At 55.5% G+C, this 12,807-nt stretch carries 10 protein-coding genes and 2 pseudogenes; 9 read left to right on the plus strand and 3 right to left on the minus strand.

Translation table 11 applies throughout. The annotated features are described in order from the left end of the window. Positions 1-17: 17 nt before the first annotated feature. From hemL to ACSJDS_RS02020, 5 genes are all read left to right on the plus strand, one after another. Entirely contained in the window at positions 18-1,307 is a 1,290-nt protein-coding gene (hemL, locus tag ACSJDS_RS02000) for a glutamate-1-semialdehyde 2,1-aminomutase (RefSeq protein WP_473031896.1), read from the plus strand. Positions 1,308-1,871: 564 nt separating this feature from the next. Next, complete coding sequence (locus ACSJDS_RS02005) at positions 1,872-3,125, plus strand: hypothetical protein (RefSeq protein WP_473031897.1); 1,254 nt, start codon at positions 1,872-1,874, stop codon at positions 3,123-3,125. A 118-nt stretch (positions 3,126-3,243) separates the two neighbouring features. Beyond that, on the plus strand, positions 3,244-3,675 hold the full coding sequence (locus tag ACSJDS_RS02010; RefSeq protein ID WP_473031898.1) for a hypothetical protein: 432 nt from the start codon (positions 3,244-3,246) through the stop codon (positions 3,673-3,675). 198 nt (positions 3,676-3,873) lie between these two features. Further along, complete coding sequence (locus ACSJDS_RS02015; protein WP_473031899.1) at positions 3,874-4,578, plus strand: C39 family peptidase; 705 nt, start codon at positions 3,874-3,876, stop codon at positions 4,576-4,578. A gap of 23 nt (positions 4,579-4,601) precedes the next feature. After that, positions 4,602-5,030, plus strand: coding sequence for a hypothetical protein (locus ACSJDS_RS02020; RefSeq protein ID WP_473031900.1), 429 nt, complete (start codon positions 4,602-4,604; stop codon positions 5,028-5,030). A 365-nt stretch (positions 5,031-5,395) separates the two neighbouring features. On the opposite strand, the gene ACSJDS_RS02025 is transcribed toward ACSJDS_RS02020, so the two are convergent. The 3 genes from ACSJDS_RS02025 to ACSJDS_RS02035 form a co-directional block, all read right to left on the minus strand. Beyond that, positions 5,396-6,505: a transporter gene (locus tag ACSJDS_RS02025; RefSeq protein WP_473031901.1), complete on the minus strand. Its 1,110-nt coding sequence runs from the start codon at positions 6,503-6,505 to the stop codon at positions 5,396-5,398. Between the two features lie 116 nt (positions 6,506-6,621). Further along, positions 6,622-8,037, minus strand: a complete 1,416-nt coding sequence (locus ACSJDS_RS02030; RefSeq protein ID WP_473031902.1) for a sigma-54 interaction domain-containing protein — start codon at positions 8,035-8,037, stop codon at positions 6,622-6,624. Positions 8,038-8,093: 56 nt separating this feature from the next. Beyond that, a complete protein-coding gene (locus tag ACSJDS_RS02035) occupies positions 8,094-8,804 on the minus strand; it encodes a LuxR C-terminal-related transcriptional regulator (protein WP_473031903.1) in 711 nt (236 codons plus the stop codon). Between the two features lie 523 nt (positions 8,805-9,327). On the opposite strand from ACSJDS_RS02035, the gene rdgB reads away from it, so the two are divergent. The 4 genes and pseudogenes from rdgB (at position 9,328) to ACSJDS_RS02055 (ending at position 12,791) form a co-directional block, all read left to right on the plus strand. Beyond that, positions 9,328-9,939: an RdgB/HAM1 family non-canonical purine NTP pyrophosphatase gene (rdgB, locus tag ACSJDS_RS02040; protein ID WP_473031904.1), complete on the plus strand. Its 612-nt coding sequence runs from the start codon at positions 9,328-9,330 to the stop codon at positions 9,937-9,939. Positions 9,940-9,970: 31 nt separating this feature from the next. Beyond that, positions 9,971-11,155: pseudogene (hemW, locus tag ACSJDS_RS02045) on the plus strand (radical SAM family heme chaperone HemW). Positions 11,156-11,172: 17 nt separating this feature from the next. After that, on the plus strand, positions 11,173-11,853 hold the full coding sequence (locus tag ACSJDS_RS02050; RefSeq protein WP_473031905.1) for a YiaD family glycine zipper/OmpA-like lipoprotein: 681 nt from the start codon (positions 11,173-11,175) through the stop codon (positions 11,851-11,853). 90 nt (positions 11,854-11,943) lie between these two features. Beyond that, positions 11,944-12,791: pseudogene (locus ACSJDS_RS02055) on the plus strand (23S rRNA (adenine(2030)-N(6))-methyltransferase RlmJ). The last annotated feature ends 16 nt before the right edge of the window (positions 12,792-12,807 follow it).

Below are 12,807 nucleotides of genomic sequence, written 5' to 3' on the forward strand. Positions count from 1 at the left end.
ACAGCAACGAGGCATTCATGACCACTTCCGCACAGCTCTTCGAACAGGCCTGCCGGCATATCCCCGGCGGCGTGAACTCTCCGGTGCGCGCCTTCAAGGGGCTGCATCGGCCGCCGGTGTTCATGGAACGCGCCCAGGGCGCCTACCTGTATGACGTGGAGGGCAAGCGCTATGTGGACTACGTGGGCTCCTGGGGGCCGATGATCACCGGCCACGCCGACCCCGAGGTGCTGGGGGCGGTGCGCGAGCGACTCGACCAGGGGCTCTCCTTCGGCACGCCCACGGCCATCGAGACCACCATGGCCGATCTGATCTGCGAGATGATCCCCACCATCGAGATGGTGCGCATGGTCAACTCGGGGACCGAGGCCACCATGTCGGCGATCCGCCTGGCGCGAGGCTTCACCGGGCGCGACAAGATCGTCAAGTTCGAGGGCAACTACCATGGCCACTCCGATTCGCTGCTGGTCAAGGCCGGCTCCGGCGCCCTGACCCACGGGGAGCCGAGCTCGCCGGGAGTGCCCGCCGCGCTGGCCGAGCATACCGTGACCCTCTCCCACAACGATCCCGACGCCGTCGAGGCCTGTTTCGAGGAGATCGGCAGCGAGATCGCCTGCATCATCGTCGAGCCGGTGGCCGGCAACATGAACTGCATTCCGCCGCAGCCGGGTTTTCTCGAGACCCTGCGCCGAGTCTGCAACGAATATGGCAGCGTGCTGATCTTCGACGAGGTGATGACCGGCTTCCGGGTCGCCATGGGCGGCGCCCAGGCCCACTACGGCATTACCCCGGACCTGACCTGCCTGGGCAAGATCGTCGGCGGCGGCATGCCGGTGGGCGCCTTCGGCGGCAAGCGCGAGATCATGGAGCATATCTCGCCGCTGGGGCCGGTCTACCAGGCGGGCACGCTCTCCGGCAATCCGCTGGCCATGGCCGCCGGCATCGCCCTGCTGAACAAGCTGCGCGAGCCGGGCTTCCACGATGCCCTGGCCCAGCGGGTGGAGACCCTCTGCCACGGCCTGCAGGAGCGCGCCGATGCTGCCGGGGTCGACATGATCACCCAGCGTGCCGGCGGCATGTTCGGGCTTTTCTTCACCGGGCAGTCGCGGGTCGACAATTTCGCCCAGGCCACCGCCTGCGACGCCGACGCCTTCCGCCGCTTCTTCTCGGCGATGCTCGACCAGGGGGTCTATCTGGCGCCCTCGGCCTTCGAGGCGGGCTTCATGTCCAGCGCCCATACCCCCGAGGACATCCAGCTCACCCTGGACGCCGCCGAGAAGGCCTTCCTCGCCGTCAGTCAGGGCTAAGGCGGCGCTCCCCGCCTTACCCGACCCTGATTCCTCCTTGGCCAGCCAACCGGGCAGATCCTTCCCGGTTGGCTGACCCGGTGCGCCGGCCCGTCGGGCCGGCCCTTCCCCGCTGTTTCATTCCCTTGGCATATTGTGAATCGGCCGCCGGTCCGTCTTTCCAACATAACCATTTGATTTTAATACTGGATAAATCGACGGGCTGGGGAGTTAATGGCTTGTAACCAATCTGTGCTCATACGGTTACTTAAGGTAAGTTGTTGTTTTGTTGCGCAATCAAGGGATTCGCCCCGGCGGCCCCGCAGGGCCTTGTTACATCGATGCAACAGTTTGCGTTCTTATCCTACGCCCGCCATCGCTTCCCGTGATAACTCCCACCGGTAGAAATCTTTTTATTCATTTTTTTATCAATGGGTTGCGAATGCAGTCGCCAGTCCTGGCACGCATTATGCGATGTATTGGGTGACTGCGAATGCTGAGCACCCCATGGCGATAGGCATGGCTTACCGCAGGTTCGCAGCAGAGACATGAAGGGTGAAAGCAACACGACACGGAGTAAGGATCATGAAAAAGTATTATGTAGTAGCAGGTACCTCTCTGGCGGCACTGGTCCTCGCGGTCTCTACTGCGCATGCCAACCCCACTAACGGTATCGTCAAGGGGGATGTCGATCAGCACGTCACCTCGACAGCTACGGCTACGGGCGGCGATAGCGGCAACGCTAACGGTGGCAGTGGCACTAACACTAACGAAGCCAATGCCAATGGCGGTAATGTAGGTGGTGGTTTGTACGATCTAGTTCAAACCAGCCGTCGTCACCATAAGAAGCCCGGTGGCAGCGGTGGCGGCGATGGTGGTGATGCCTGGGCCAGCGACGGCACCGGGATGGGCGGTGATGGTGGTACCACCGGCCGTGGTGGCGATGCCCTGGCCATTAGCGAATCCTACAATACCGCCACCTATGTCATCGCCAAGCAGGAGCTGAACTCCGAAGTTAACGGTCATCAGATTCGTATCGAAGGCGGTGACGGTGGTAATGGAGATGATGGTGGAAGAGGCGGCTCTGCCACTGCCTATAACGATGCCTGGGCAGAAGGTGGTGATGGCGGCGATGGTGAAGGCGGTAGCAGCAGGGCTACTGCCGAGGCTGGAGATGGTGGTGACGGAGGTAGGGCTACCAACACGGTCAGAAACCGCGGAACCGCTAAGACAGGCAATGCTAATGGAGGAGATGCTGATAGCAGCGCCGATGGTACCGGAGCCGCTGCAGATGCCGACGCTAATGTAGAAGATGTGGCTGCTAGCAATAACATGGGAGCCGGGAAGCATGATAGCAAGCGGCGTTCAAGCAAGAAGAGCGGTGGCGGTGGTCAGCAGGAAGCCTCTGCAGAGGGAGAAGCCACCGCGGTAGCCGATGCCGATGCGACAGCGCGCTCCTCAGCCAGTGCCGATGGTGGAGCCAGCGGCGATGCTACTAACGACGGCTTTGCACAGGGATACGCCGAAGGCGGAGATGGCGCCGAGGGTGGTGAAGCTACCGCTTCCAGCGGTGACGGTGGCGCTGGCAATGGCGGCGGCGGCGGCGGTGCTCAAGGCTGGACCGGCGATGCCGTAGCCATGGGCGGTGCTGGCGGTGCTGGCGGTGCTGGCGGTGCCGGTGGCAATGCGGTGCTGAGGACCGGCAATGTGAACGTGTCGCTTGCTGCTGGCGGCCAGTATGGCGGTATCGCCAACGTCAACGCCACCACTGGTCTTTATAACTCCCAGCAGGCTGCAACCAACGTGGCGGCTCACAGCAATGTCCGGATCGGCAACTGAGTCTGGCGTAACGCTTAGGCTCTGTGCTTAGCCGGTAAGGCCAGGAGCTGGCGGGGAAGACTCTCCGCCAGCTCCCGTGATGAAGGCTGGATGGATCAGGTACCTGGAGGACCAGGCCATGAAGGCACTAGCATGCACCACCGTTTCGCTAAGGGCACTCCGGCTGCAGGGTTGGCCTGCTTCGATGCTGGCGGTGGCTGGGTTGTCACTGGGTATCATTGGTGGGGCGGCAGCCAGTGATACGCCACAAGTCGGCTTCAACGCCATGCCTACTCTGGATCAGCATGAACTGGAAAGCAATCGCGGCAAAGATGGCATACATATCTTCCATGTGAATGCAGCTCAAAGCATTCAAAATATGAGTGCCACTGTCAATAATCCGAACTTCCAGGTCGTGAATGGAGATATGATTTCTGGAAATATCACTTTCGAAAACAATGCAATGGGCTTTTACAGCGGAACGGGAATATTCAACGCTGTCAGCGGTAGTGGTAATGCCATCAACAATGCCATCGGTATCAGCGTTGTCATTGGCAATGTTGGAAATTAATGGCCAACCTGAAGCGGTATCTATATCGAAGAGTGATGAGAAGGTCGACGTGTATAAGCGACTGAAAAATGGTGGATTGGCGGTCAGCCTAGTACGTTGCTATCGGAGTATTAAGGCTACGCCAGGCGGAAAATGACACATCATTTCACGCGATATCCGTTACTTCTCTCATTAATGATATGAGGAGTAGTAGTTCCCATGCGAAAGCTACGACATGTTCCGGTATTCATCGCGTCGCTGGCAGTGGGAAGCGCGACCTTAACGGTTCAGGCAGGACCTGTTATGATTTCCAGCCACTTTGGAAGCTTTCAGGTAGAAGCCCAGAGCCTGCAGGAAATCGGCTGGGAGCGGGTAGTCAGGCAGGAGTACGATTACAGCTGCGGATCGGCTTCTGTTGCGACCCTCCTTACCTACCATTACGACCGCCCCACTACCGAGGCGGAAGTTTTTGAGTGGATGCTGGAGCACGGCGACCGAGAGCAGATCGAGACCTATGGTTTCTCCATGCTCGATATGAAGCAGTACCTGGATCGTGAAGGCCTCAACTCTGATGGTTTTCGTATCGATTTGAGAGACTTTACGAATATTGGCGTGCCGGGAATTACGATGATCGATACTGCAGGCTATAAACATTTCGTTGTAGTCAAAGGTATCGATGAACACAATATCCTGGTGGGCGACCCGGCGGCGGGCACCATGGTGGTACCGATTGATCGTTTTGAAAAACTATGGAATGGCGTTGTTCTTGGCGCCCGAGCAGAGCTTGAAGTTGCCCAGCAGTACTTCAACCATGAAAAAGACTGGCGTGTACGTCCCGAATCACCCTTGTCACAGGGAGTTCGCCGTACAGGCGTTGGGTCGAGCATGCTGATGTTGCCTGGAACTAATGAATTGGGTAGGTAGCATAATGAGAGGAGTTGCTAACCATGAACGCCCATTTGTTTGATCGTTTCTCTGCCCCGAGACGGGGTCTTTTTTGCTTGGCCGGATTGCTACTATCATCTAGCTCATTAGTCGCTGCAGATGCACTAATGAAAAATGAGAGCTACATGTCGAATGGTCCATTAGTCAATCACTCACATGATATTTTCCATCGTGGTGTGGTGATTGATGATAATGTACTTTCTGAGATGCGAGGTGGGTTCAGCATTTCCGGCATGGAGCTAAGCTTTGGCGTCACGATGAAAAGCATGATGGATAATATTAGATATGAGACATCTGTCAGGCTGACTAAATCCGGCCCGCAAATTATTTCACAGCAGCTTAGTGATACGGCTAGTTCAGCCGTTGGGGGTGTCGCAAAAAATTTCGAAAGTCAATTAATACAAGTAGGGGAGGGACGGGAAAATCAGTAGTCGATACCACCCCAAGTGGCATTAATCTTCAGGGGTTGGCTAATCACTCTGGTGTCGTATTGAATGATCATAGAGGCTTTACAGCCATGTTGCATAATATCACTCGTAATGCCATCACAAGTACAACAGTCAGCAATGCATCAGGAATGACAATTGAGAATATTGTCAATGTTCAAATTGGGGTTAATAACATTTCCGACCTGAGGTCAGCGAGACAAAGGGAAGCAATTATCAGGTCAATCCAAGGGTTCTAGGCTCTTGTTGTTTATATGCAAGAAGCTGTCTTTAATGACAGCTTTTTTTATTATTCTCTCTGAGGTAATAGAGCAGCTAAATAATTTAGCTGCTCTATTACGCTTTGAACTTTAGAATAAATCCATTCCAAACGGGACTCGGAATGTTAGCGCTACATCAGGAGCATCGTCAGTTACGCCAAATTCGAGTCCTAGGTTGAGTGCTGTATCCTGATTAAGCTGATAGGACCAGCCTAACAGCATTGAGCCAACATTCAGAGTGCTTGACTTCTGTGTGGTTCGAGTTGAGTTTTGTTCAAAAGTTGTCTTGGTTCTGTCAATAAAATCATTCTTGTAGCCCAAAGTGAAAGAGCTCCTTGGGTTGATTGAATAGGCCATTCCAAAACTTATGCGAACGGCATCACCCGGATCGACTTTAGTAATGAAAAAGTCATCCGCATCATTGTCTTCGTCCTCTACGCGAATTAGCTGGTTAACACTCTCCTTAAAATTGTGTAGGTAGCCGATGTTAGCAAAATATACGGCTGGATCAGAAGGGAACAACACCGTAATGCTGGGCTCGATGGAATGAAAGCCAGAGCCCGTAGCTAACTCCCGCTCGACTCCATCAGAGTCTCTTCTTATATCAAAGGGGCCATCGCCAGTGTTGGATTTATAACGCAGGTTGCCAATGAAAAATGGTGTATTTCCTCGCCCTTGATTGAGCTGGTAGTGGGCTGCTAGCTCAATATCGCCAAGCCCATCTCCGCTAAGATTTCTTTCGAGCGCACCCTGTGGGCCAACGGGAGAAGGTCCTGCTGCCCTAAAAGTATCATAGCGATAGACATAGGGAACCTTCATTTCTAACTCGAGCCTGTCAGTGGCACCGTAACGTGCCGTTACGGATGCCGTCCAAGTGTCACGATCCGTGTCTTCGGCTGCAAGTGCACCAATGGCCAGTGTCTCGAGAATTTCCACTCCTCGAAAAGTGATCCGATTAACGCTAGCGTGTGAGTATTGAAGTTCTGGCTCTAGAACCAATCGTCCTCGTGGTGTTAATACACCGCCAATATCCGGGACGCCAGCTATTTCCGGCTGTGCCTGTTCCACGGGCGGGGGCTGACCGACAGGTTGTACATTGATACCCTGATCGATGCCTGTTTGACTTTGGCCAAAAGCAATGCTGGAAAATACCACTGTCAGTGCACTTGGTATATATACTGGCTTTTTCAAAATTTTCATTTTAGTTCCTTCCCCTTGATGATGCGGCGTAGGGCCTATTATGCCCCCTTTTGTTGAGGTTCAGTCAGGCTGCGGTGCATCCTGGACTTATGGTTAATACTTTCATGTTTAATTCCTCATAGCGTTGATACCTTTCGATAAGAAGATCCGCTAGAGATGTCTTCCAACCGAGTCTCGCTCTTCTGATCTTTCCGGGTTATTCCATGCTTCTCAATTAAGCGGTAGAGAGTGACACGTGAGATACCAAGCTCGGCTGATGCCTTTTGGATGTTGTTTTTATTCCGCGCAAGTGCGGCTTTTATTACTTCACACTCGGCCATGTCTCTGGCTTTTTCGAGCGAAAGTGGTTGTCTATACGAGTGGCGCCGCTCAAGCCCCAGGTCCTCGGGCTTAATGAGTCGGCTTTCGCTCATGACCATGGCTCTTCTGATGCGATTGATGAGCTCGCGAATATTTCCTGGCCATGCATACTCTTTCATACGTTTTATACTTTCTTTGCTGAATCCTTTAACTCGGGATGATTTCTCACCCTTGAATTTTTCAAAGAAGTAATTGCAAAGCATCTCAATGTCTTCTTGTCGTTCTCTTAATGGTGGGATGGAGATTTGAAGCACATTGAGCCTGTGGTACAGGTCTTCACGGAATTTCCCCTCTTTGACTGCTTGCTCCAAATCGATATGCGTAGCAGCAAGCACCCTAACATCCACGGGTATCTCTTCTATGCTTCCAACTCGCTGTACCTTGTGGTCTTCAAGAAACCTGAGAAGATTGACCTGCATGTCGAGAGGAAGGTCACCGATTTCATCCAGGAAAAGCGTGCCACCCGAAGCCGACTCTATACGACCAATCTTTCTCTGATTAGCGCTAGTGAAAGCTCCTTTTTCATGACCGAATAGCTCCGATTGAATCAGCTCAGATGGTAGCGCGCCGCAGTTTACAGCAATGAAGGGACCTGTTTTACGTTTCGATAGATCGTGGATAGAACGAGCAGCAAGCTCTTTTCCTGTGCCTGACTCTCCGCTGATGAATACCGGTGCTTCGACACAGGCAACCCTGCTGATCGTGCAAAGTGTTTTTTCCATTTCGGAAGATTTTCCTACCATCTTGAACTTGTAATCATCAGTTGTGGATACCACTGAGTTACTTTGGTAGGAGTTTATCTTGGATGCATGCCTAACCAGACACTCAATTTGTCCATAGTGTATGGGGTGTGTATGATAGGCATAAAAAAGCTTCTTAAGGACATTTTTTATTGCTGGGTGACTTAGGTCGTGATTCTCAAGTATGGCGATCCACTCGATTTTGCTTTTACAGATTATTTTTTCAATATCTTCAATCGCATTGATTGATTGGTCGCTGAAGATGACAATGCCTGCTGCAGCTTCCTCCAGCTGCTTTTCTAGATCTGGTGATATAATCAGGGTGTCAACTAAATTGGCTTTCCAACCCTGAGTGGAAAGCTTGTTCATGAGAATCTTGGTGCTTGGTAATTTATCACCAATGATTAAGATGTTATCGCCAGTTTCTTCCATGGCATATTCACCTGTCATATAGCCGCTCAAGTCTAGGGAGCTGATATGCTTGGTTTTCAGCGATGGCTGTTCTGACGTTTCTCGGATTTTTCATACTCATTCGCTAAATTGTTACAGATCATCGCCAACCCCAAATTATCCCTTGCCCAGTTCATTGCCTGAATTCGATTGTGAACCTTTATCTTTTTGAATATATTGTAAAGGTGAGATTTTACAGTATGCTCGCTTACAAATAGTTGGTCTGCAATTTCTGTATTGCTTGATCCGCTGCTAAGAAGACTAATTATTTCAAGTTCACGATTGGTCAGTCCACATGCAGGGCGATAGAGGTTTAGCTGCTGCCGTCGGTAGAATGTGATGAGCCGGTTCATCAGGTGTCGAGTCATCCACAACTCATCGGAAAGCAGTCTTTCGATACCTTTGCAAATAAGGTCGAGGCTGTCGGTTCTATAAAATATTCCTTGTAAATGTAGGGTGGTAAGAAGTTGTGTTGCTTGATCTTCATTTTTTATATTGAATGCTGCTAATACCATCCCATCCCCTGACTCAGAGGCGATGCCTAGCCAGTGGTGCATTAGACGATCATTGACATGATCGGCATCGAGCAGGATTAGCGTTTTTTCCTCTTTGGAATTTTTCTTGTATTCACAGTTGGGGCTTAGGGATTCAATATTTAATCCCAAGTTTTTCTCTACATATTTTATGAAGAGCTGTGATTGAGGGTTGATATCGGTTATTAGCTTCACCGATACATTTTGATAGTCCATGTTTATTCTCCGATAAACTTACCCTTGGCCCATGTTTTTGGAAAGCATTATTTTACTAGCACCTATTCTTGTTGATTTAATTATTTTTCATGTATCGCTGAGTAATCCGATACTAAAAAAATGATCGGCAGCTATTTATCCGTTAATGGGAACGGTTGAGCTGGCTTACACAGTATGGCCCAAAAGTAACGATTTGTTAAAAAATTTTAATTCATTTTATCAATTATGGGGTCATTGATGATTGTTTTTTTCTATGGATAGGCGTCCCGATGAATTTCCCAGTATCCACTCTGTGTTTTCATCATGATAACTTGGTTTAGATACATCATGCTTATGTACTTTATCTTACTCATCATGATGCCTTTGCACCTTGCTTTTGCTTATGTGCATCTGCACCCAGCGGAGATGACTGTCAGCTCAGTAAGACGTTCTTTACAGGTAGTGTGGTGGGGAGTTCTGGTAGAATAGGCGGATAAAATCTGATCTGCTCTTGGATGAGGCCGGAATGTCCAACGTGAAGTCAATGTCGTATGCCAGAGCGATCGTGCTGGCGAGTGGAAACGCGGGAAAATTACGAGAATTCAATCAGCTACTCGAGCCTCTGGGGCTGGATGTGAGACCTCAGGCAGCCTTTGATGTGCCCGAGGTGGAGGAGACCGGGCTGACCTTCGTCGAGAACGCCCTGCTCAAAGCGCGGGAGGCGAGTCGGGTGAGCGGGTTGCCCGCTCTGGCCGACGACTCCGGGCTCGAGGTAGATGCCTTGCATGGCCAGCCGGGGATCTACTCGGCGCGCTATGCCGGTGAGCCGAAGAGCGATGCCCGCAACAATGCCAAGCTGCTGGAGGCCCTCAAGGAGGTGCCCGAAGGACGGCGAAGCGGACGCTACTGGTGCGTGCTGGTCTACTTACGCCATGCCGAAGACCCGGTGCCCTTGATCGTGCAGCGCAGCTGGGATGGCGAAGTGCTGTTCGCTCCACGGGGCGAGGGGGGCTTCGGCTATGACCCGCTGTTCTGGCTGCCCGATCAGCGCATGAGCGCGGCAGAGCTTTGCGCTGAAGCCAAGAATCGCCTGAGTCACCGGGGGCGTGCGCTCCAGGCCCTGGTCAGTGCGCTGCGTGAGACGGGGGTCGCGTGATTCCCGCTAGCCGCAATGAGGGTCTTCCCCACTGGCGCTTTACGTGCATGTGCCCTGGTGCGTGCGCAAGTGCCCCTACTGTGATTTCAACTCCCATGGGGTGGGGCGCGGTGCCGAGCTCCCGGAGACGGCATATCTGGAGTCGCTCATCGCCGATCTCGACGCCGATCTCCCGCTGGCCGCCGGGCGAGAGCTGGTCAGCGTGTTCATCGGCGGCGGTACCCCGAGCCTGATGTCGGCGTCCTTCTACGCCGAGCTGTTCGAGGCGCTGGCCCGACGGCTGCCGCTGGCCACGGACATCGAAATCACCCTGGAAGCCAACCCGGGGACGCTGGAACGAGGGCGCTTCGCCGGCTATCGCCAGGCGGGGATCAATCGGCTGTCGCTGGGCGTACAGAGCTTTCAGGATGCTCAACTGACGGCGCTGGGCCGTATCCATAGCGGGGACGATGCCCGCGCGGCGGTGGAGGAGGCGCGTCGCGCCGGCTTCGATAACCTCAACCTCGACCTCATGCACGGCCTGCCCGGGCAGACCCCGGCGCTCGCCCTGGCCGACCTGGACCAGGCGCTGTCTCTGGCGCCCGAGCACCTCTCCTGGTATCAGCTCACCGTGGAGCCCAACACCGAGTTTCACTCCCATCCCCCGCGGCTGCCCCAGGAGGAAGTGCTCTGGGATATCCAGGACCTGGGCCACGAGCGGCTCGAGGCGGCCGGTCTCTCACGCTACGAGATCTCTGCCTATGCCCGCCCGGGGCGCCGCTCCTGCCACAACCTCAACTATTGGCGTTTTGGGGACTACCTGGGAATCGGCGCCGGGGCTCACGCGAAGCTGAGCCGCTTGGCTCAGACGGGCGACGAGCCGCTGCAGATCGAGCGGCGCTGGAAGACTCGTCAACCCTCGTCCTATCTGCGGCGCCGCCGGGATCCAAGAGGCTTTGTCGCCGGACATTCCCGGGTGGAGGAGGCCGAGCTGCCGCTGGAGTTTGCCATGAATGCCCTACGCCTCGTGGCGGGGGTGCCCTGTCGGACTGGCCCGCTCATACCGGGCGCCCGGTCTCGGTACTCCTTGATCGGCTAGCCGAGGCTCGCAAAAAAGGACTTCTTGTGGAAGATGCCCAGCGACTGCAAGCTTCGCCCCAAGGTCTGATTATTCTTGAATGAGCTGCTGAACCTGATCGCCGAGAATCAGGTCGACGCAACATCTGCATCACCCTGACCATCCAGGAGATTTCCATGCTCAAACCCGTTCGTCTGATTGTCCCTGTCGCCACCGCTATCCTGCTGGTGGGCTGTGCGACGACCGATCCCTACTCCGGCCAGACCCAGCGGTCCAGCACGGCGACCGGGGCCGGCGTGGGTGCCGCCGTAGGGGCCGCTGCCGGGGCGCTGTCGGGAAGCGGAAGCACCAGTCGTCGTGATCGTGCGCTGATCGGTGCCGCCGTGGGCGCTGCCGCCGGCGCCGGTATTGGCGCCTACATGGATCGCCAGGAGCAGCAGCTGCGCGATAGCATGCAGGGTACCGGCATCGGGGTGGACCGCCGCGGCGACGACATCGTCCTCAATATGCCGAGCAGCGTGACCTTCGGCTTCGACTCCAGCGAGCTGACGCCCAGCGCTCGCAACGCCCTCAACGACGTCTCTTCCGTGCTGACTCAGTACACCGACACCCGGGTCAACATTGCAGGCCATACCGACAGCACCGGGGACGCCTCCTACAACCAGCGCCTCTCCGAGCGTCGGGCCGAGTCGGTGGGCAATTATCTCGCCCAGACGGGCGTGGCCCGTAATCGTCTCTACATGACCGGCTACGGCGAGCATCAGCCGGTGGCCACCAACGCCACCGAAGAGGGGCGGGCGCAGAACCGTCGGGTGGAGATCACTCTGACCCCCATCGAGTCTCAGTTCCAGCAGTAAGACATCGCTGGACGCCATGGGTCGGGCCCGCCGCGCGCAGCGCAGCGGGCCCGACTGCGTTGATTCCTCGTTTCCCAGGATGCCCGAGCCATGCTCTCCTATCAGCACGCCTACCATGCGGGTAACTTCGCCGATGTGCACAAGCATCTGACGCTTTATGCCGTCCAGCAGTATCTTTTACGTAAAGAATCTCCTATTACGTTTATCGATGCCCATGCCGGGCGCGGCCGCTATCCGCTGGCGGCCGAGGAGACCCGCAGGCTGGGGAATACCGTCAGGGCATATTGCCGCTCTGGGAGCAGCGAGACCGGCTGTCGGCCGATCCGCTATTGGCGGCCTGGCTGGCGGCGGTCGGCCGGGCGCAGCCCGCGGCGGATCGCCTGAGCCACTATCCCGGCTCGCCCTGGTGGCTGGTCGAGACGCTGCGCGAGACCGATCGGGCGCTGCTCTTCGAACTGCATCCCGGCGAGCATGGCCACCTGGCCGAGCTGCCCCTGCCGGCAGGCGCGCGGCGCCAGCAGGGGGACGGGCTGAGCGGCCTGGTGCAGCGGCTGCCGGTCGCCACGCCACGCCTCTGCGTGCTGATCGACCCCAGCTATGAGCGCAAGACGGAGTATGTCGAGGTGGCCGAGACGCTGCTGGCGACGATGCGCAAGGTGCGCCATGCGGTGGTGCTGGTGTGGTATCCGCTGCTGGCGGCGGGGCGGCACCGGGCCCTGCTGGAGGGCATTCGCGACGGCGGGGTGCCCAAGGTGTGGCGCAGCGAGGTGGTGCTGCGCGAGCCGGAAGGACAGGGGCGGGGCATGCATGGCAGCGGCATGCTGGTGGTCAATCCGCCCTGGGGGCTCGACGCACAGCTGGCCGCGGCGATGTCGCAGGTCACCCCGCTGCTGGGGGATGCCTGCCGCTATCGCAGCGATTGGTGGGTAGCGGAGTAGGGCCACCCGTCCCGCC

It is taken from the genome of Halomonas sp. SL18_1, from assembly GCF_055755715.1.

Coding starts and splice junctions, on each gene's coding strand:
- ACSJDS_RS02050 (WP_473031905.1), top strand. CDS start 11,173: ATGCTCAAACCCGTTCGTCTGATTGTCCCTGTCGCCACCGCTATCCTG.
- ACSJDS_RS02010 (WP_473031898.1), top strand. CDS start 3,244: ATGAAGGCACTAGCATGCACCACCGTTTCGCTAAGGGCACTCCGGCTG.
- hemL (WP_473031896.1), top strand. CDS start 18: ATGACCACTTCCGCACAGCTCTTCGAACAGGCCTGCCGGCATATCCCC.
- ACSJDS_RS02020 (WP_473031900.1), top strand. CDS start 4,602: ATGAACGCCCATTTGTTTGATCGTTTCTCTGCCCCGAGACGGGGTCTT.
- ACSJDS_RS02015 (WP_473031899.1), top strand. CDS start 3,874: ATGCGAAAGCTACGACATGTTCCGGTATTCATCGCGTCGCTGGCAGTG.
- ACSJDS_RS02005 (WP_473031897.1), top strand. CDS start 1,872: ATGAAAAAGTATTATGTAGTAGCAGGTACCTCTCTGGCGGCACTGGTC.
- ACSJDS_RS02030 (WP_473031902.1), bottom strand. CDS start 8,037: ATGGAAGAAACTGGCGATAACATCTTAATCATTGGTGATAAATTACCA.
- ACSJDS_RS02025 (WP_473031901.1), bottom strand. CDS start 6,505: ATGAAAATTTTGAAAAAGCCAGTATATATACCAAGTGCACTGACAGTG.
- ACSJDS_RS02035 (WP_473031903.1), bottom strand. CDS start 8,804: ATGGACTATCAAAATGTATCGGTGAAGCTAATAACCGATATCAACCCT.
- rdgB (WP_473031904.1), top strand. CDS start 9,328: ATGTCGTATGCCAGAGCGATCGTGCTGGCGAGTGGAAACGCGGGAAAA.